General features: G+C 64.2%; 17 protein-coding genes and 1 tRNA gene. 9 read left to right on the plus strand and 9 right to left on the minus strand.

From position 1 onward, the window contains the following. Positions 1-17 precede the first annotated feature (17 nt). The 3 genes from RS897_RS15980 to RS897_RS15990 form a co-directional block, all read right to left on the minus strand. A complete protein-coding gene (locus tag RS897_RS15980; protein WP_315837490.1) occupies positions 18-752 on the minus strand; it encodes an SDR family NAD(P)-dependent oxidoreductase in 735 nt (244 codons plus the stop codon). A 146-nt stretch (positions 753-898) separates the two neighbouring features. After that, the gene (locus RS897_RS15985) at positions 899-1,492 is read right to left on the minus strand and encodes a malonic semialdehyde reductase (protein WP_315837491.1); all 594 of its coding nucleotides are present in this window, start codon (positions 1,490-1,492) and stop codon (positions 899-901) included. Positions 1,493-1,553: 61 nt separating this feature from the next. Next, complete coding sequence (locus tag RS897_RS15990; RefSeq protein ID WP_315837492.1) at positions 1,554-2,153, minus strand: NADPH-dependent F420 reductase; 600 nt, start codon at positions 2,151-2,153, stop codon at positions 1,554-1,556. A gap of 252 nt (positions 2,154-2,405) precedes the next feature. Here RS897_RS15990 and RS897_RS15995 point away from each other — a divergent pair, with 252 nt between their 5' ends. Then, positions 2,406-3,305 carry a LysR family transcriptional regulator gene (locus tag RS897_RS15995; RefSeq protein ID WP_315837493.1) on the plus strand — a complete coding sequence of 300 codons (900 nt, stop codon included), beginning with the start codon at positions 2,406-2,408 and terminating at the stop codon, positions 3,303-3,305. A 325-nt stretch (positions 3,306-3,630) separates the two neighbouring features. Here the strand turns inward: RS897_RS15995 and RS897_RS16000 are convergent, their stop codons facing one another. The 3 genes from RS897_RS16000 to RS897_RS16010 all read right to left on the minus strand — a co-directional run bounded on the left by RS897_RS16000 (position 3,631) and on the right by RS897_RS16010 (position 5,765). Then, on the minus strand, positions 3,631-5,001 hold the full coding sequence (locus RS897_RS16000) for a tyrosine-type recombinase/integrase (protein WP_315837494.1): 1,371 nt from the start codon (positions 4,999-5,001) through the stop codon (positions 3,631-3,633). Positions 5,002-5,222: 221 nt separating this feature from the next. Continuing rightward, positions 5,223-5,307, minus strand: a tRNA-Leu gene (locus tag RS897_RS16005). Positions 5,308-5,375: 68 nt separating this feature from the next. Beyond that, complete coding sequence (locus tag RS897_RS16010; RefSeq protein WP_315837495.1) at positions 5,376-5,765, minus strand: YdeI/OmpD-associated family protein; 390 nt, start codon at positions 5,763-5,765, stop codon at positions 5,376-5,378. Between the two features lie 276 nt (positions 5,766-6,041). On the opposite strand from RS897_RS16010, the gene RS897_RS16015 reads away from it, so the two are divergent. Next, positions 6,042-6,584 carry a disulfide bond formation protein B gene (locus RS897_RS16015; protein WP_407654500.1) on the plus strand — a complete coding sequence of 181 codons (543 nt, stop codon included), beginning with the start codon at positions 6,042-6,044 and terminating at the stop codon, positions 6,582-6,584. Here the strand turns inward: RS897_RS16015 and RS897_RS16020 are convergent. Then, positions 6,581-7,156, minus strand: coding sequence for a TetR/AcrR family transcriptional regulator (locus RS897_RS16020; RefSeq protein ID WP_315837496.1), 576 nt, complete (start codon positions 7,154-7,156; stop codon positions 6,581-6,583). The two genes, RS897_RS16015 and RS897_RS16020, sit on opposite strands and share 4 nt — an antisense overlap. A gap of 126 nt (positions 7,157-7,282) precedes the next feature. Here RS897_RS16020 and RS897_RS16025 point away from each other — a divergent pair, with 126 nt between their 5' ends. Beyond that, positions 7,283-7,714 (plus strand): acyl-CoA thioesterase, encoded by a 432-nt coding sequence (locus RS897_RS16025; RefSeq protein ID WP_315837497.1) that lies wholly within the window; start codon positions 7,283-7,285, stop codon positions 7,712-7,714. A gap of 3 nt (positions 7,715-7,717) precedes the next feature. On the opposite strand, the gene RS897_RS16030 is transcribed toward RS897_RS16025, so the two are convergent. Continuing rightward, positions 7,718-8,770, minus strand: coding sequence for an AbrB family transcriptional regulator (locus tag RS897_RS16030; protein ID WP_407654501.1), 1,053 nt, complete (start codon positions 8,768-8,770; stop codon positions 7,718-7,720). A gap of 249 nt (positions 8,771-9,019) precedes the next feature. Then, the gene (locus tag RS897_RS16035; RefSeq protein WP_315837499.1) at positions 9,020-9,310 is read right to left on the minus strand and encodes a PsiF family protein; all 291 of its coding nucleotides are present in this window, start codon (positions 9,308-9,310) and stop codon (positions 9,020-9,022) included. 215 nt (positions 9,311-9,525) lie between these two features. Between RS897_RS16035 and RS897_RS16040 the strand changes: the two genes are divergently transcribed. From RS897_RS16040 to RS897_RS16065, 6 genes are all read left to right on the plus strand, one after another. Then, positions 9,526-10,032 carry a hypothetical protein gene (locus tag RS897_RS16040; protein WP_315837500.1) on the plus strand — a complete coding sequence of 169 codons (507 nt, stop codon included), beginning with the start codon at positions 9,526-9,528 and terminating at the stop codon, positions 10,030-10,032. 72 nt (positions 10,033-10,104) lie between these two features. Continuing rightward, on the plus strand, positions 10,105-10,968 hold the full coding sequence (locus RS897_RS16045; RefSeq protein WP_407654502.1) for an LssY C-terminal domain-containing protein: 864 nt from the start codon (positions 10,105-10,107) through the stop codon (positions 10,966-10,968). 21 nt (positions 10,969-10,989) lie between these two features. Continuing rightward, positions 10,990-11,376 carry a CidA/LrgA family protein gene (locus RS897_RS16050; protein ID WP_315837502.1) on the plus strand — a complete coding sequence of 129 codons (387 nt, stop codon included), beginning with the start codon at positions 10,990-10,992 and terminating at the stop codon, positions 11,374-11,376. Next, complete coding sequence (locus RS897_RS16055) at positions 11,373-11,912, plus strand: LrgB family protein (RefSeq protein ID WP_315837503.1); 540 nt, start codon at positions 11,373-11,375, stop codon at positions 11,910-11,912. The genes RS897_RS16050 and RS897_RS16055 overlap by 4 nt, the downstream gene beginning before the upstream one ends. A gap of 73 nt (positions 11,913-11,985) precedes the next feature. Continuing rightward, the gene (locus RS897_RS16060) at positions 11,986-13,026 is read left to right on the plus strand and encodes a hypothetical protein (protein ID WP_315837504.1); all 1,041 of its coding nucleotides are present in this window, start codon (positions 11,986-11,988) and stop codon (positions 13,024-13,026) included. 130 nt (positions 13,027-13,156) lie between these two features. After that, the gene (locus RS897_RS16065) at positions 13,157-14,866 is read left to right on the plus strand and encodes a long-chain-fatty-acid--CoA ligase (RefSeq protein WP_315837505.1); all 1,710 of its coding nucleotides are present in this window, start codon (positions 13,157-13,159) and stop codon (positions 14,864-14,866) included. The last annotated feature ends 102 nt before the right edge of the window (positions 14,867-14,968 follow it).

The following is a 14,968-nucleotide window of genomic DNA, read 5'->3' on the forward strand; positions in this document are numbered from 1 at the left end:
CCGCTTGGCGTCGCCCGTCAGAGTTGGGCGAGGCCGCCGTCGACGGCGAGTTCGCTCGCGGTCATGAAGCTGCTGTCCGGAGATGCTAGAAACGCAGCCGCTGCCCCGAGCTCCGCCGGATCGGCCATGCGTTGGAGCGGGTTCATCGCGGCGAAGGCTCTCTGGCCCTCTTCGCCCAACGCCGCCTTCGCGAGCTCGGTCGCTGTCGGCCCCGGCGACAGCACGTTTACCCGTATGCCGGTGCCCTTCAGGTCCTCCGCCCATGTCCTTGCGAGGTTACGCACTGCCGCCTTGCTCGCGCTGTAAGCGGTGAACGCCGGGGCGCCCGTGGTGCCGGCGCTCGATCCGGTCAGGATGATCGAACCGCCCTTGCCCATCAGCGGCAGCGCCTTCTGGACCGTGAAGATCGTACCCTTCACATTGGTGTCGAAGGTTTCGTCAATGTGCTCGGCGGTGATCTTGCCGAGCGGAAGCTGGCTTCCCGCCCCGGCATTGGCGAAGACAATGTCGAGGGTTCCGCGCTCGGCCTTCACTGCCGCGTAGAGTCGGTCGAGGTCGGCCTCATTGGATACCGAGCCCTTCACCGCGCGGGCATTGGGCCCGAGGTCGGCCACAGCGGCGTCGAGCGCTTCCTGCCGGCGGCCGTAGATGAAGACGAATGCACCCTCCTCGACGAAGCGCTTCGCGGCAGCGTGGCCGATGCCGGTGGCGCCACCGGTGATCACGGCGGTTTTTCCATTCAGTCTGTTCATGTCATTCATCCTTCGTTGGAGATTTGATGTTCGGGCGTATCCGTGCTGCGTGCACACTCGGCCGAGAAGGCCAACTCCGGGTGAGGAGTTGGCGCGATCGATGGAGTGGGCAACGAGCCCCATCGGATGGGTCGAAGACTGGCCGCTTACGCCCAGCGACCGGCTTCCTCAAAACTTAGGCGAGGATTGCGCGGGAACACGGAAGCTGGATCGCCGTGCCCGATGCAGCAGATGAAGTTCGACCGGACCCGCGTGCCCGAGAAGAACGCCTTGTCCACGCCGGCATTGTCGAAGCCGGACATGGGGCCGCAGTCCAGCCCCAACGCCCGCGCAGCGACGATGAGATAGGCGCCCTGCAACGTCCCGTTACGCATTGCCGTCACCTCAGCCACGCCCGGTGCCGCAAAGGCCTTCTGCATGGCCTCGGCGTTGTGAGGCATGAGCTTCGGAAGCTCGCCGGCGAAATCCAGATCGTGACCGATGATGACCGTGACAGGAGCCTTCAGAATTTTCGGCTTGTTCGGTTCCATGGCAAGCCCCGCGAGCGTTGCCTTGCCGTCCGCGCTACGGACCCAAACGAAACGCGCGGGACTGCTGTTCGCAGATGTCGGCCCCCATTTCATGAGGTCGTAGACCTCGCGCACCGTAGCGTCCTCAACGGGACGATCTGCCCAACCGTTGGGGGTGCGGGCGGAACGGAATATCTGATCGAGTGAGTGGTCGGACAATGCGGCTGTCATGGATAGATCCCTTTCGGATTGATTCAGATTTGTTTGCTGCGACATCTGTGATCGCGAGCCGTCAGTCGAACTTGACCAGGTCCTGGAAGATCAGATGAGCCCAACTATTCCCGCGCGCCTGGACAAGCCGTCCGCCTTCCGAAAGCCCGCCGAGTTTGATCGGCGAGAAACCGAGTTTTTGAGCGAGCGCCGCAATCTCCGTCTCGGCGGCGTTATCGTCGCTCGCCAGAAACATGACTCTCCTGCCGCCGTGCACGGCCGGATCCTGGCCGAGGATGGCGGCGGCCAAATGGTTGAAGCCCTTCACCAGTCTCCCATCAGTAAAGGCCTGCGCGACGGCTTTGGAAGAAGGTTGCCCCCCCAGTTCCTCAGGGGACACGCCGTAGGCATTGGTCACGTCGACGATGGTTTTTCCCTGCCAGGAGGGCAGCGCCTTCGCGACAACCCGGTGCGACTCGAAACGGACAGCCAAAAAGACTATGTCCGCCTTGACCGCCTCCGCCAGTTTCTTCGGGATGATGGTGGGTCCGATCGCGGTCGCAACGGATGCGAAGCTTTCCGGGTCGCGAGTGGTCGCAACGGATACTTCGATGCCGTTGCGGGCGAACGCTTTGGCGAGCGCCTGGCCGATGTTGCCGAAGCCGATGATTGCGTAGCTCATGTACTTCTCCTGCGGCTTGGCGGTGGGACCCGGCAAGCCCCCGAGTGTTGCGGATGCGGCGCAGTGGAATCCGCCAGCGGGTCATTGACGGGCGCGTCGCCGCTTACGCTTTGGAGTTAGCGCGCCGAATTCAGCGCTATCAGTACGGAAAGTCGCACAATGGTGGTGCATAATCTCACCACCCGCATTACATGATCGGTGCTAACCGCACCGCACTACGGCAATGCATCGGGGTGTGTGGACAGGGACACGATGGCGATCGATTGGGACGATGTTCGGTATTTTCTAGCGGTGGCGCGGCACGGGTCTGTCCGCGCGGCCGCCGACCGCCTCGAGGTGAACCACGCCACGGTGCTGAGGCGCATCGCGCAGCTGGAGGAGCGCCTCGGGGTGCGCATGTTCGAAAAGCTGCCTTCGGGCTACCGCTTGACGGCTGCGGGCGAGGAGGTCCTTGAGTTCGCGGACCAGATGGAGGCGTCATCGCACCTGCTGGAGACGCGCGTCTTCGGGCGCGACCAGAGCGTGCGCGGGCTTCTGCGGGTGACGCTGGCACCGCCCCTTGCGACACATCTACTGATGCCGGACTTCGCCAATTTCGCGCGTCTGCATCCGGACATCGAGATGGACATCATGTCGTCCGGCGAGCTGGCAAATTTGACCAACCGACAGGCCGACGTCGCGATCCGCGTCGTCTACGACCGCAAGACCCTGCCGCTCAATCTTCATGGCCTGAAGGGACCGGAGCTGTTCGGAGGCGTCTACATATCTCGCGATCGACTAGCCGCGTGGCGTGCGGGCACGCCGGATCCCATCCGGTGGATCGTCATAAGCGTTCATGGAATTCCGGATTGGGCCAGCGAGGGTGAGGTTCGCACCATCGGGGTTCCATTCAGGACTTCGGACGCTGAGACGCAGCTCGTTGCGGTACGGCAAGGCCTCGGGATTACGACGATGCCGTGCTTCGTCGGAGATGCCGACCCTCAACTGGTAAGGGTGCCGGGCACCGACCTGCACATGTACGGAACCGTCTGGCTTCTCACAAAGGGGGAGTCTCGCAAGACGAAGCGCGTGCGGCTCTTCACGGAGTTCGTGTCCCGCAGGCTCGCCGCCTATGCTCCGCTTCTCGCTGGGCTGTCCATATCGCGCGACTGATGCGCAGCAGGTCGTCGGCGACGCTTGCAGTGGACAAGTGCCTGCAAGCGGCCATCCCCAGCGTACGACTTGGGGCGGTCCTCGGCATCAGGTCTGAAACCCGACTTCGTCAGGTCTGACCGCTGGCGTGGTGCTCGCGGCAGAGAACGACCCCTGGCAGACGTCATAGGAGCCCGCTCATTACCGGTGGGCGTGGAGGTCGGGTTTCGGCGGCGACGTGCGCGGCTCAAGGCGACCCCGCGTGGACATTGCCAGCGTCCGCATTTCGCGTGGCTTCGCCAAGGTCAGCTTTCCGCACCGTGTCGTAGACCCTCGGCGTAGAGCATCAGGGCTGCGTGCCGCGCTTTATCGGCATCACCTTCTTGGGATCGAGCCAGCCATCGATCCGGTCAGCCCAATGCTGCATCAGCTTCGTGCGCGAGCCGATCAGCGCGAGCGGTCCGTGCTTCTTGTAGAGCCCTTCCACAGTGGAGTTATCGAGATGCGCGAGCTGCAGCTCGACGACATCGCCATCCCACGCCTTGGTTTCCTTGATCTCTTCGTGGTGAGACAGGGTCGAGAAGGTGGTCCGGAATCCGTGGGCGCAATGATCGGTCTTGGTGTCAATGCCAAGCAAACGCAAGCGCTTGTTGAGCGTATTGTTTGATAGCGGCGCGTCCTTCGAGCAAGAAAACGCGTACCGGCGATGGCCGGTCAGCGCCTGAACGCTGCGCAAGATTGCAAGTGCCTGCCGCGACAAAGGCACGACATGGTCCCAACCAGTCTTCATTTTTGTTGCTGGGATGGTCCAGCGTTCGGCATCCCAATCGACCTCGCTCCACTCCATTTCATTAACCATGCCGGGGCGGGGAATTGTCAGCGCATCGAAGCGCAAGGCAAGACCAACGACGTCACTAAACCTCGCTCTAGCCCACGGTACGCTGATGAGCTTGAAGACGCGTGTCACGTCGCGAAGTTCGGTGACGCCAGGACGCGGCGTTGAAATGTTGGCAATCATCTGACCATTCAGGTTGCGGAACGGATTATAACCGTCGCCTTCGACATCGGCATAGTCGCAGATTTGCTCACCGATGCTGCGCACGCGGTCGCGCGTTTCCAGCTTTCCTTCGGCTTCATATGAACGCATGAAAGCAAGCACGTCCGGACGCTTGATGTCTTGCCTGCACAGCTTGCCGAAGCGATCCTTGACGTAGCCGACCCGCAGCTCGAGCACCTCGATGGTCTTGGGGTCGCGCACCGCGACGATCCTGCCGCGTTTGACTTTCTCGACCTTCTTCTTCGCGAGCCACTCGTCGGCCCATTGCCCGAAAGGTCGGGCAGCCGACTGCCTGTGCTTGTCGAGTTGCTTTTCGGTGCTCGGGTCTTTGCCTTCCTTGAGGAGGTCTTTGGCCTTGTCGCGCTCGCGCCGCGCGTCGGCGAGCGAGAACGTGCCATCCTTGCCGTTGCCGTAAGGACCGATGGAGTAGGTTTTCTGACGGCTGTGAAAGCGATAGGCCATCCGCCAGAGCTTGGAGGCAGCGTTGCCGGGCCGGCTCGCGTCCGCCGTGACGAAGAGATACAGACCGCCGCCTGTCACGTCGGAAATCTTGGCGGGGCTCCACGCGCCCTTGTCGAATTTCGGTCGGGCGGCGCGGCAGTCGACGTCGGTCCTGATCTGCTTGGGCTTGGCGCACGCGCCGTCGTTCTTGCGGGTCATCTGCTCATTCCCTCGTTCGGAATAGCGAAAGTCACCATGAACGTTTGTTCTCCCGATACCAACACGATACCAACAAAAATACCAACAAATCGGCCGGATGGGATCGGATGAGAACAAACGGTGACGAACACCGATGTACGCCGAAAGGCCTATTTTTCAAGGGTTTCCGAGTAGTGAGCGGACGGTTGCGGACGCTTCAGAACGAGCCCGAACAGCCTAGTTGGTGCCCCTGGCCGGAATCGAACCAGCACTCCTTGCGGAACTCGATTTTGAGTCGAGCGCGTCTACCAGTTCCGCCACAGGGGCCCACGGGGCCTTGCCGTGAGACGGCGGGACCGCGAAGCGGGCGGACTATATCCGGCAATCCCCGTGGGTCAACCGGCCTTTCGCCGTGATTTGGCAGTTTTTTGGCCTGAGGCCCCGCCCACGGATTTCGCCGCGGGGCGCGGGGATTTGCGAGCAGGGCGGGGCTTGGCAGCGGGCTTAATGGTGGACTTGGTCGCTGGCTTGGCATTCCCGGTCCATGTCATCCGCATGTAGACCCCGCCCCGGCGCAATTCGTCGAGCATCTGGTCGAGCCGTTTCAGGCGGGTGTCCTCGCGTTTGGCCTTGTTGATCCACATCAGATAGTCGTTGCGCTGGTAGGCCGGCCTCGCCTTGTAAAGGTTGGCCAGGCCCTGCTGCGTGAGTGCGGTGCGGACGAAGGCCGGCATCGGCTGCCGCGGGCGGATCAGGCGATCGGCGGAGGGGGGCGCGGAGGGCATCGAGAGGATCCTTGTCGGTGCTGCGGTGCTGGGGACAGTATCCGGCCCGCATGCCCGATCAACTGGCCATCCGGCGGGGGCTGCGGCCGGAATTGTTGCGCCGGTGGGGATTCTCTCTTGCTGAAACTGTTGGAAAGCGTTTTCGAGCGAAGTGGAGACCGGTTCGCGCTGAGAAAACGCGTCAAAACAAAAAGTCTGACCACCCATTCGTGAATGAAGGTGTCTCGACACCCGGCCGCCCTCGCGATACGACGCGGGAGCAATCGGGAGCCCAGTGTGAGTATGGACGCGAGTGTGAAGCCTGCCGTCTCGGGCCTTGAATCAAGGTCCGCCGTTTTGGCCGCGACAGCCATCGCCGTCATTGGCCTCGCGACCATTGCCGGCGCCTGGTTCTTCCAGCTGGTGCTCGATATCCGTCCCTGTCCGCTCTGCCTCGAGCAGCGCTACGCCTATTATCTGGCGATCCCGCTGGCGGTGCTGGTGGCGTTTGTGGCGAAGCAGGGGGCGGCACGACCGTTATTGATCGGTGGCTTTGTGATCCTGGCGCTGGCGCTGCTCGCCAATGCGGGTCTCGGCGGTTATCACGCCGGTGTCGAGTGGGGCTTCTGGCCTGGCCCGACCGAATGCACGGGGTCCGCGGTCGATCTCGGCAGCGCCGGCAGCCTGCTCGAACAGCTGGACAAGGTGAAGGTGATCCGCTGCGACGAGGTGCAGTGGCGTTTTCTCGGCATCTCGCTGGCCGGATACAATGTGCTGATCTCGCTGCTGATGGCCGCCTTTGCGCTGTGGGGCCTGCGCGCATCGCTGCGGCGCGCTTAGTCTGTCGTCACCAGGGTATCGGTCCCCGTCAGCAGCGCGGCGCAGGCGTCCAGCAGCCGGGCGCGCCGGCGCGGGCTGTCCGCCTCGAACTGGATCAGGCTTTGCCCGAACACGAACGAATAGAACAGGAAGGCGCGGGCCCGCGCATCGTCAGCCGATAAGCCGGCTGCCCCATAAAGCTTTGCCACGTTCTTCAGCCGCGCGGTGTCCACCTCGGCCACCGCCGTTGCCGCCGGTGCGTCGCTGCGGGCCCATTGCCGGATTGCCAGCTCCACCGCCATCGCCTCGGTGTTGATGCGCTCGGCATAGAGCCGGATCAGCGCGGTGAGACGATCGCGCGCGCTGTCGCCGTCACGCCGGGTCTGCTGTTCGATCGCGGCGATCCGCCCCGCCGACCAGGTCGCGAGCATGTCGTCGAGCAGGTGCCGGCGGTCGCGGAAGCGCCGGTAGAAGCCGCCCTTGGTGACACCCATGCCCTCGGCCAGCACCTCGACCCGCACCGCCTCGATGCCGCCGGCGGCCAGCGCCGCGAGGCCCGCCTTGATCCAGACGTCGCGCCCGTTCTCGTTCATCCGCCGTCCTCTGATACGCCGCCGTATTGCTAGCCTGGATCGGTCGTGATACGTTACCGTATCAGAAGCAGGCAGGCAGCGTAGGCGCGCGATGCTGCCGGGCAGGCGAGGGACGGAGAGGCAGCCATGAGCAGCGGCGGATTCCTGACCCACAAGGGCACGGTCTATCCCTGGCAGTGCGATCATGTCGGGCACATGAACATCATGTGGTATGTCGGCAAGTTCGATGAGGCGAACTGGAACGTATTCGCCCGGATCGGGCTGACGCCGAGCTACCTGCGCGACAGCCATCGCGGCATGGCCGGGGTGCAGCAGAACATCAGCTACAAACGCGAACTGCTGGCGGGCGACATCATCGATGTGGAAAGCCGTTTGCTGGAGATCCGCGACAAGGTGGTGCGTTTCAGTCACGAGATGCGCAATGCCGAGACCGGCGAGATCGCCGCAAGCTGCGAAATCACCGCGGTGCACATGGATCGCCGCATCAGAAAGTCCTGCGCTTTCGAGGATCGCATTCGCGCGAGAGCCGCCGATCTCGTGGCGACGCAGCCGGTCTAAAACTCAGTCGTCCAGATCGTCGTCATCCCTGCCGAACAGATGGACAATGCCGGGGGTTGCGATCGAGACGAAGACGAAACGTGCCAGGTGATGCGCGCCGACGAACACCGGATCGATATGCAGGGTCAGCGCCAGCGCCAGCATGGCGTCCATCGCGCCCGGCGCGAACGCCACGATCAGGTCGCTGAGCCGCGCATTGGTCGCGAGCACCAGCACGGCAACGAAAGCGGCTGAAATCACGATCGCCACCGCGAACGATCCCAGCGCGGCGGCGACATGGCGCAGCAAGGTGCGGCCGGAGATGCGGGCGAAGCGGGTGCCAATGAGCGTGCCGATGCCGGTCAGCGCCACCATGTAGGCCCACAGCGGCAGGCCGCCCTCGACCCAGCCGCTGCCGTGCAGCACGCTGGAGGCCAGCATCGCGCCGAACATCCAGCTTGCGGGAAATTTCAGCCAGCGCAGCACCAGCGCCACACCAAGCGATGCCGCGGCCAGGATCGCCAGCGACAGCGGCGTTGCCGGCGCGCCGCGGAGCGCGAGGCCGGTGTGCGGCATCATGCCGATCAGGCTCAGCACCAGCGGCAGCGCGGCAGTCAAAATGATGACGCGCAGGGTCTGCACCACGGCAATGCCGGGCACGTCGGCCTTTTTCTCGGTCGCCAGCATGATGATCTGTGACAGCGCGCCGGGACTGCCGGCGAGAAACGCCGAGGCGCGGTCCCAGCCATGGACGCGCTGCAGATAGAAGCTGCTGCCGAAGGTGGCGCCGAAGGTCGCCAGCGCCAGCACCGCGATGGTGAGGGGATACTCGCTGACGTTCTTGAGCATCTGCGGCGACACCATCGATCCCAGCGAGACGCCGAGTGTCATCAGGATGATGTGGGAGAAGATCGGCGGCAGTGCCAGCGGCCGGCCCGCGATCGCGGCCGACGCCACCGCGATCATTGCGCCCGAGATCAGCCCGCCGGGCAGCTGCGCCCACCAGAACAGCACCCCGCCGACCGCTCCGAACGCGATGGTCTCGAGCAGCTGCAGCGCGGCGGATCGCGTGAGCAAGGACTTGGTCGACAAAGACTGATCGGGCAATGCGTGCGACATAACAAGCTTATGTGTGCGTTGCACACTTATCGCAATCCCGGCACCGGGCCGCAATCACCAGTCTGCGCATGGGCGATGGCGCAGGTATCATGGCTACAGATGTCCGGCTGCAGATGCCCCGGCTGACGTCAGCCAGGACATGTCGACAAAACGTGCAGAAGGGACGGAGGTCCGTCCCTTCTGCTTCAATTTATGTGGCGGCCTGGTTTATTTCGCAGCCTTGCCGGCGTCGCGCTTGCACTGGGAGCGGAATTTCTTGCGCTCCTTGCCCTTAAGCCCCTTGGCGTCGGCCTCCTTCGAACATTCCAGCGAGGCGGCGGTTCGCTCGGGCTTGGCTTTCGCCTCGGTGGCTTTCGCAGCCGGGGCGGCGGGGGTCGCGGCCGGTGCGGCTTTGGCGGCGGGCGCCGCCGGGGCGGCGGCAGGGGCCTGGGCGAAGGCCGTGCCCATCAGGAAGAGGGACGCGAACGCGACGGCAGCGGCACGGGACGCAAGTGTCATGGTGGACCTCGTGTTGAACAGTCGACGGGGGCAGTCGACGAGGGACGCACGTTCGCGGCGCGCTCCTGAACCGCAGGTGAATGGCCGATTGTTTCTGATCACGTTTTTTTGGCGGCGCAAACACGTCGGCGTTTGTAACGCCGGTGCGGTGGGCTAGGATGATCACTGGATCCATTGGCTCTGTTTCTGGATCTGGTTTTGCAAGGGAGGTTGCGATGAACATTCAACAGAAGATAGTCGGTGCTGCGCTGCTGTCCGGATTGCTGTGCGGCGCAGCCCTGCCTGCTCAGGCTCTGACCATGCAGGAATGCAGTGCGAAGTATAAAGCCGCGAAGGATGGCGGTTCGCTCGGCAATCAAAAATGGAACGATTTCCGCAAGACGCAATGCGGCACCGACGCAGCGCCGGCGACCACCGCCGCAGCGCCTGCGGCTCCTGCTGCCCCCGCGCCCGCAGCGCCCAAGGAGGCTGCGAAGCCGGCGGCGAAGACCGCTGCAGCGCCCGCGGCTGCACCGGCGGCCCCTGCCGCTCCGGTCGGCAATGCCGTTTTCCCGGCGGCGGTGGCGCCGAAATATTCCAGCGAAACGCCCGGCAAGGCGCGCATGCACACCTGCGTGGATCAGTATAATGCCAACAAGGCCAGCAATGAGAATGGCGGCCTGAAATGGATCCAGAAGGGCGGCGGCTATTACAGCGAATGCACCAAGAAGCTGAAGGGCTGACGGCACGACCTTCCCTGACGCGATCAGACGGCTTCGGCCGTCTGATCTGCTTTCCCTCTTGTCGCGCCACCGATGCCGGATTGTGCCGGCATCCCGCTGAACTGCTCCGTGTCTCAATCTCATAAGCCTGCGCGATCCCGCATCCGGCACACCACGTCGCTGGTGGCCCTGGTCATCCTGTTCTACGTGTTCGTGGCCTATGTCGCGTTGCCGGCGGTGTGGCGGCATTTCGAGCACGAGAAAAAACTCGCCGGCCTGCCGATGGTCACCGCCACGGCCCAGGGCATTCCCGGCGACCCGATCAATCTCGCACTGGTGGGATCGTCCCGCGATATTCTCTGCGCCATGCACGACGCCGGCTGGCATCCCGCCGATCCGGTCACGCTGCGTTCGAGTATCGACATCTTCGGCAGCGTGCTGCTGCATCGTCCCTATCCCACCGCGCCGGTCAGTCCGCTGTTTTATGCGGGGCGGCACGAGGATCTGGCGTTCGAGAAGCCGGAGGGCGGCAGCGCCGACCGGCGCCATCATGTGCGGATGTGGCGGGTGCTGAGTGAGGGCGATCAGCAGCGCCCGGTCTGGCTCGCCGCCGCCACCTTCGATCGCAGCGTCGGCTTCAGCCGTTACACCGGTGCCATCACCCACCACATCTCACCGGACATCGACTTCGAACGCCAGTTCGTCGCGACTGGCCTGCAGCAAGCCGGCCTGCTGCAGGCGCGCTATCAGGTCTCCGGCATCGGCCCGACTTTGCTGGCGCGCAATGGCGGCGGCGATCTGTATTTCACCGACGGCGAGGTCTGGGTGTTGCAACTGGTGGAAGACTGCCGCAAGCGTTCCGAGCCGCCGGACCTGCCGGCGAGCCCGGCGATCACACAGTTCAAGGACGCGCTCTGGAAAGGCATTGCGGATGCGGTGCGCAAGGAAGCAAACTAAGATGGCCTGCAGGATGCTCCCGTGATCGCAAGTCTCAGTCTGATCCTGATCTGCCAGCTCGTGGGTGAAATCTGCGTGCGCGCGGCCGGCGTGCCGGTGCCCGGCCCGGTGCTCGGCTTTGTGTTGCTGCTGCTCCTGCTGCTGGCGCGCGATCGCCTTCCCGTGCTGGCCCGCGGTCCGCTCACCGGCGGCGCAGTGGAAGGCACCTCAAAAGGCCTGCTGGCGCATCTGTCGTTGCTGTTCGTGCCGGCCGGTGTCGGCGTGGTGCAGAAACTCGATCTGATCACAACCCACGGCATCGCCATCATTACGGTGCTCGCGATCTCAGTCGTGCTCACCATGCTGGTGACGGTCGGCACCTTTCTGGTCGTCGGGCGCTGGCTGGCGTCGCTGCGGGAAGAACCATGAGCACGAATCCATTTTCGCTCTGGGTGTACCTGTCGCAGACGCCGCTGCTATGGCTGACGGTGGCGCTGGCGGTGCCGCTCTATGAGAACCGCCGGATCGTGTTTCGCGCGCTGGTGCCGATGCTGGTTGCGCTGGTGGCCGGCAGCATCACCGCCATCGCCTCCGTCGTGCTGCTGGCACACGCCTTCGGGTTGCCGCGCGAGATCGTGCTGGCCTTGGCGCCGAAGTCCGTCACCGCCGGCGTCGCCATGGGTATCAGCGAAACCCTCGGCGCCGATCCGGCGCTCACCGCGGTCGCCGTGATTCTCACCGGCATCATGGGCGCCATCGTGGTGACGCCGATGATGAACCGGATGGGCATCACGGATTTCCGCGCCCGCGGTTTTGCCGCCGGCCTCGCGTCCCACGGCATCGGCACCGCGCGGGCCTTCCAGGTGAATGAAGTCGCCGGCGTGTTCGCCGGCATCGCCATGAGCCTCAACGCATTGGTGACGTCGCTCCTGGTCCCGCTTGCGGTGACATTGCTGGTGCGCTGAGTTGCCGGCTTGAGGTCGCGGCTCGTTCTCCTCTATCGTTGCGATAGCAAAACAAAGAGAAACGGGAGGCGACATGACGGACGGCCGCATCGGGACTGTGCAATGGAGGGCGGTTGCCGACCTGCATCACGCCTACTTCACCGGGCTGATCATCAGCGTTGTCACCCGCCGCAGTGCGGCGGATGCCGCCGAGTTCGTGTTTCGGGTGTTCCGGCGCCAGCATCATGAACGCTTCCTGCCGGGCCTCGCCAAGCTCGGCCTCACTGGATTGCCGCCGGCGGTCGCTGCCGCGCAGTATCACTACCTTTCGAACTGGATCGGCGGCGTCAATGTCGAGTACATGCGCGAGACCGATCGCAAGGCCTGGATCCGTTATCCGCCGCCGCGCTGGATCTGGAGCGGCACCGCGATCTGCGCGATTCCCTCCGAGGTCTCCAGCGCCATGCTGCGCGGCTGGCATGCGCACAATGGCGTCTCGCTCGGCAATCCACGGATGGGTTTTGTCTGCACCAAGCAGACGGTGGACGGTCAGGACGGCCTCGAGGGGTATTACTGCGAGTACGACCACGACATCGCGCTGGACCAACGGCTGGTGTTCGCGCGCCATCTGGAGGCGCCGGATTTCGACCCGGCGCAGGCGCCGGCGCTTCCCGCCGACACCTGGCCCGCGGAGCGGTTGGCGCGCGCCTATCGCGACTACGCCATGGAATATGTCCGCACATCACTGCCGATCATGGTCAATCTGTTCGGCCCCGACGAAGGCGGCCATCTGCTCGAGCTCACGGGACGGCTGATCGGCATGCAATATGGCCCCCAGATCACGGCGGCGATGGGCGTCGAGCCCGGCCGCGGCGCCGCGGGTTTTACCGACATGATGCGGGCCTTCTTTCTTGCCGCGGGTGACGAGGTGGCTGATATCTCCGATCGTGCGCTCGACCAGGTGCAATGGAAGCTGGTGCGCGACCTCAACGATTTCCATCCCGCCGGCCGCCGCGCGCTTTCCGGCCTGATGCAGGGCATGCTGGCCGCCTACGGGCGGCACATGACGGTGACGGCAACGCCGGACGACACGCAGGCCCGCGTCCGCTGGGAGGTGCGCGCTGGCCGTCCGTAATCCGTAGGGTGCGCGCACCGCACAATCTGACAACGCATCACCCCCTTGCCATCCATGCCGGGGGGCCGATAGCTTCGCTCGAACAATCAAGGACCAAAATGGTCTTGCCAAAGGGAAGAAGGAAACGCCGATGACCGCGCATCCGTGGATCAAATCCTATCCGCCGGGCGTCCGCTGGGATGCCGAGATCCCGGTAATGCCGGTGCAGCAGATCCTGGAAGACGCAGCCGCACAATGGCCGGGCGGAGCCGCCGTCGATTTCATGGGCCGGCGGATGTCCTTCCGCGAACTCGATGATCTCGCCAGCCGCGCGGCCAAAGGGTTTCAGGCGCTGGGCGTCGGTCCCGGCGTTCATGTCGGGCTCTATCTTCCCAACACGCCGCATTATCTGATCAGCTTTTTCGGTGTGCTGAAGGCTGGCGGCACCCTGGTCAACTATTCGCCGCTCGATGCGGAGAAAGTGCTGGAGCACAAGGTCGAGGACAGCCAGACCGACATCATGATCACCCTCGATCTGGCGCTGCTGTACCCGCAGATGGCGCGGCTGCTGGACACCACGCGGCTGAAGACCCTGGTGGTCGGCGATCTCAGCGAGATGTCGGCGAAGCCGGACGCGGTGCGGGCGCAACTTGCCGCCGGCAAGCAACTGGCCGAAGTTGCTGTCAACGCCCGCCATCGCAGCTTCCAGAGCCTGCTCGACAATGACGGAGCGTACCAGCGTCATCCGATCGCGGATGTGACCGAGGCCATCGCCGTGCTGCAATACACCGGCGGCACCACCGGCCTGCCCAAGGGCGCGATGCTGACCCACGGCAATCTCACCGCCGCCACCAGCCAGTGCGCCGAGACCACGCGGACCGATCCGCCGGTGCTGCAGCAGGGGCAGGAGCGCGTGCTTGCGGTGCTGCCGCCGTTCCACATCTATGCGCTGACCGTGAACATGCTGCTCGGCGTGCGCCTGGGTGCCGAGCTCGTGTTGCACACCCGCTTCGACGCGGCCGCCGCCATCAAGGACATCTCCGAGAAGAAGATCACGTCGTTTCCCGGCGTGCCCACCATGTTCGTCGCCATCCTGAATCATCCCGACGCGAAGACGGCGGATCTCAGCTCGCTGCGCTGGTGCAATTCCGGCGGCGCGCCGCTGCCGCTGGAGGTGCAGCAGGCGTTCCAGACCCTGACCGGCTGCCGGCTGGCCGAAGGCTGGGGCATGACCGAGACGTCGCCCACCGGCACCTTCACACCGGTGCCGGGCGCGCAGAAGGCCGGCTCCTGCGGCGTGCCGAGCCCCGGCATCACCTTCAAGTTTCTCAGTGTCGAGGACGGCAAGACTTACGTCGCCCAAGGCGAGCGCGGCGAACTCTGTGTCAGCGGCCCCAACATCATGAAGGGCTACTGGAAGAAGCCGGATGCAACCGCTGCGATCATGACCGAAGACGGCTTCATGCGCACCGGCGACGTCGGTTACATGGACACGGACGGCTACATCTATATCGTCGACCGCACCAAGGACATGATCCTGTGCGCCGGCTTCAACGTCTATCCGCGCAACATCGAAGAGGCGATCTACACCCATCCCTCCGTCGAGGAAGTCAGCGTGATCGGCATCCACGACGCCTATCGCGGACAATCGCCGAAGGCTTTCGTCAAGCTCAAGCAGGGCGCGGCGGCTTTCAGCCTCGATGAGCTGAAGGCCTTTCTCGCGGACAAGCTCGGCAAGCACGAGATGGTGTCAGCGCTGGACATCCGCGCTGAACTGCCGAAGACCCCGGTGGGCAAGCTGTCGAAAAAAGAGCTCTACGAGGAAGAGGACCGCAAGCGCGCGGGGGCGACCGCGGCGTGAGGGTCTCGACTTAGGAGTGTCGCGAGGCCTATCAACTCATGAGGCGTCATTGCCGGACTTGATCCGGCAATCCAGCTTTCTTCGCGGCGTTGGAGAAAGCTG

This window comes from Bradyrhizobium prioriisuperbiae, assembly GCF_032397745.1.
GTDB classification, from domain to species: domain Bacteria; phylum Pseudomonadota; class Alphaproteobacteria; order Rhizobiales; family Xanthobacteraceae; genus Bradyrhizobium_A; species Bradyrhizobium_A prioriisuperbiae.

What these genes read in the sequence shown, in the direction of transcription:
- RS897_RS15990 (WP_315837492.1), bottom strand. Translation starts at nt 2,153, where the DNA reads ATGAGCTACGCAATCATCGGCTTCGGCAACATCGGCCAGGCGCTCGCC.
- RS897_RS15995 (WP_315837493.1), top strand. Translation starts at nt 2,406, where the DNA reads ATGGCGATCGATTGGGACGATGTTCGGTATTTTCTAGCGGTGGCGCGG.
- RS897_RS16000 (WP_315837494.1), bottom strand. Translation starts at nt 5,001, where the DNA reads ATGACCCGCAAGAACGACGGCGCGTGCGCCAAGCCCAAGCAGATCAGG.
- RS897_RS16025 (WP_315837497.1), top strand. Translation starts at nt 7,283, where the DNA reads ATGAGCAGCGGCGGATTCCTGACCCACAAGGGCACGGTCTATCCCTGG.
- RS897_RS16035 (WP_315837499.1), bottom strand. Translation starts at nt 9,310, where the DNA reads ATGACACTTGCGTCCCGTGCCGCTGCCGTCGCGTTCGCGTCCCTCTTC.
- RS897_RS15980 (WP_315837490.1), bottom strand. Translation starts at nt 752, where the DNA reads ATGAACAGACTGAATGGAAAAACCGCCGTGATCACCGGTGGCGCCACC.
- RS897_RS16010 (WP_315837495.1), bottom strand. Translation starts at nt 5,765, where the DNA reads ATGCCCTCCGCGCCCCCCTCCGCCGATCGCCTGATCCGCCCGCGGCAG.
- RS897_RS16040 (WP_315837500.1), top strand. Translation starts at nt 9,526, where the DNA reads ATGAACATTCAACAGAAGATAGTCGGTGCTGCGCTGCTGTCCGGATTG.
- RS897_RS15985 (WP_315837491.1), bottom strand. Translation starts at nt 1,492, where the DNA reads ATGACAGCCGCATTGTCCGACCACTCACTCGATCAGATATTCCGTTCC.
- RS897_RS16060 (WP_315837504.1), top strand. Translation starts at nt 11,986, where the DNA reads ATGACGGACGGCCGCATCGGGACTGTGCAATGGAGGGCGGTTGCCGAC.
- RS897_RS16055 (WP_315837503.1), top strand. Translation starts at nt 11,373, where the DNA reads ATGAGCACGAATCCATTTTCGCTCTGGGTGTACCTGTCGCAGACGCCG.
- RS897_RS16020 (WP_315837496.1), bottom strand. Translation starts at nt 7,156, where the DNA reads ATGAACGAGAACGGGCGCGACGTCTGGATCAAGGCGGGCCTCGCGGCG.
- RS897_RS16045 (WP_407654502.1), top strand. Translation starts at nt 10,105, where the DNA reads ATGCCGGATTGTGCCGGCATCCCGCTGAACTGCTCCGTGTCTCAATCT.
- RS897_RS16065 (WP_315837505.1), top strand. Translation starts at nt 13,157, where the DNA reads ATGACCGCGCATCCGTGGATCAAATCCTATCCGCCGGGCGTCCGCTGG.